The organism is Cyanobacteriota bacterium, assembly GCA_025054735.1.
Taxonomy (GTDB): domain Bacteria; phylum Cyanobacteriota; class Cyanobacteriia; order SKYG9; family SKYG9; genus SKYG9.
The window spans coordinates 1-1,958 of the sequence record JANWZG010000561.1; the positions used below are offsets into that span (position 1 = coordinate 1).

The following is a 1,958-nucleotide window of genomic DNA, read 5'->3' on the forward strand; positions in this document are numbered from 1 at the left end:
GATGTTTGTGAAACAGCAACTCCTGAAATCGTCAGCTTACCTGCAGACTCAGAAATACTTCTCAACTGCACATCAGCAGGAGTGCGCTGGGCAAAGTCGAGTAAGATAGCTGACCACGGACGAATCTTGTTGAACACACCAGAGAGGGCAGCAACATCAGCTTCAATCGCTGCTGCCTGTTGATTAAACTCTTCAGCCTGCTTCAACTTAGCTTGCAATTCAGCAATCTGGGCATCTAACTCGGAAGATCTGGCCTGCAATTTAGGGGTTTCAATGTTGTTCAAGTAATACCAGTAGCCAGCAACTCCCGCAGGCAATGCTATCCCTACTAGTGCCCCTAGGATAGCAGGTAGATAACTGCCACCGCCACCACCAGGTTGTGGCCCTTTACGTCCTTTACCTGCGCCTGTATAGTCTTGCCGTCCCGGGTCATTGAGGAAATTTATGTCTAGCGAAAACATCCGTTATACCTCCCGCATTGCCAAACCCAGTACTACACCCAAACCAGGACGCTGAATGGGTGAAATCTCATCAGGTGCTTCTAGCGATAGGGCAGAAATAGGGTCAATCTGCACTGTTGTTAAGCTAAGTCGTTGAGAGAAAAATTCGTCCAATTGTCCAATACCACCACCGGGGCCAGCCAAGAATAGTTGTGCTACCTCTTGGTCATCACCCTGATTCAAATAAAAGTCAATTGACCGACGAAGTTCATCAGCCAACTCTCCAAACACCCGAATCATGGCTGCTGCACCTGGATTCGTATTATTCATTTTGGTGGTTCCCCCAATGGTATCCACTGCCATAACGGGAATAGTCATGTCTTGGAGTAGCTCTGTATTGCGAGTTTGGGGCATGTTCATGGCTCGATTGAGTGCACTTTGAACCTGGAACGTACCGATCGGCACAGTCCGAGAAAATTGTGGCACTCCTTCCACTACTATGGATATTTCAGTGCTTTCAAATTCAATATCTGCGATCGCTACTGCTTGCTGCGGTGTGTAGTCCATCAATTGACTACGAATTGATCGGATTAAAGCAAAACTGGTAATATCCAAGGTGCCAATCTTTAGGTTTGCTTGGTCAAAGGTTTGAATATAGGTATCAGTAACCTCTTTGCGAGTGGCTACTAGCAGCACTTGACGCTTCTCTATGCCATCTTCGTCCATGAAGGTGCCCAGCTTTTGATAGTCCACATCAGCTTCTTCCCTCGGAAAGGTTAGGTAAAGGCCAGCCTCTTGGTTAAGCACCATATCCCGCAGTTCTCGATCGTCTAATTCCTCTGGCACTGGAATCAACCGCGTCACAACCTCTCGCCCTGGAATAGCCGTGGCAACGCGCTTAGGTCTCAGCTTGCTCTCCTGCAACGCAGATTGAATCAAGCTAGCAACACCACTAGTATCAGCGATCTGACCTTCCTGGATATATCCTTCAGGCACTTCAACTGAGGACAAGTGCGACAACTTGTATCCCTGCCCTTGCTTTTGAATTTGGGCGATATTAATTTTGTCGGGAGTAATCTCAATCCCAACCCCTTTACCGCCAGATCCAAAACCCTTGAAGATGTTCACCGTTGATATACATTCCTATTGGACTAAGAGTTTAAGTATGTCTCGACTAAGACCGTCAGACACAGAACCGCCTAGCAAGGCATAACTATCAAGCCTACTGTAGATGCCCATCTTATAACCAGAAAGCTCTATGAATAGTAGCTAACTTCTGGGAAAATGAGCCAATTTTTTATTGTCAGGTTCCCAGCCTTGTTAACTAGAACCAAGGAAAACTCCTCGATGCTAATTACAAGCCTTACTTGGGATGTTACACAGATTTTTAGAAATGGAGCAGATCTTTTCAAAATTTGATAGCAGGACAGAAGCAGAATGCAACCATTTACAGTTGAGCCTGAGTAAACCCAAGGATGACGGTGACAAAGGTGCTTAATTTAAGCAATAGTTTCACGT

At 46.1% G+C, this 1,958-nt stretch carries 2 protein-coding genes; both read right to left on the reverse strand.

The window, feature by feature from the left end; translation table 11 throughout:
• A partial coding sequence (locus tag NZ772_18140; GenBank protein MCS6815476.1) for a PilN domain-containing protein occupies positions 1-461 on the reverse strand: 461 nt, incomplete at its 3' end.
• 3 nt (positions 462-464) lie between these two features.
• Positions 465-1,568, reverse strand: coding sequence for a type IV pilus assembly protein PilM (pilM, locus tag NZ772_18145; GenBank protein ID MCS6815477.1), 1,104 nt, complete (start codon positions 1,566-1,568; stop codon positions 465-467).
• Positions 1,569-1,958: the final 390 nt, after the last annotated feature.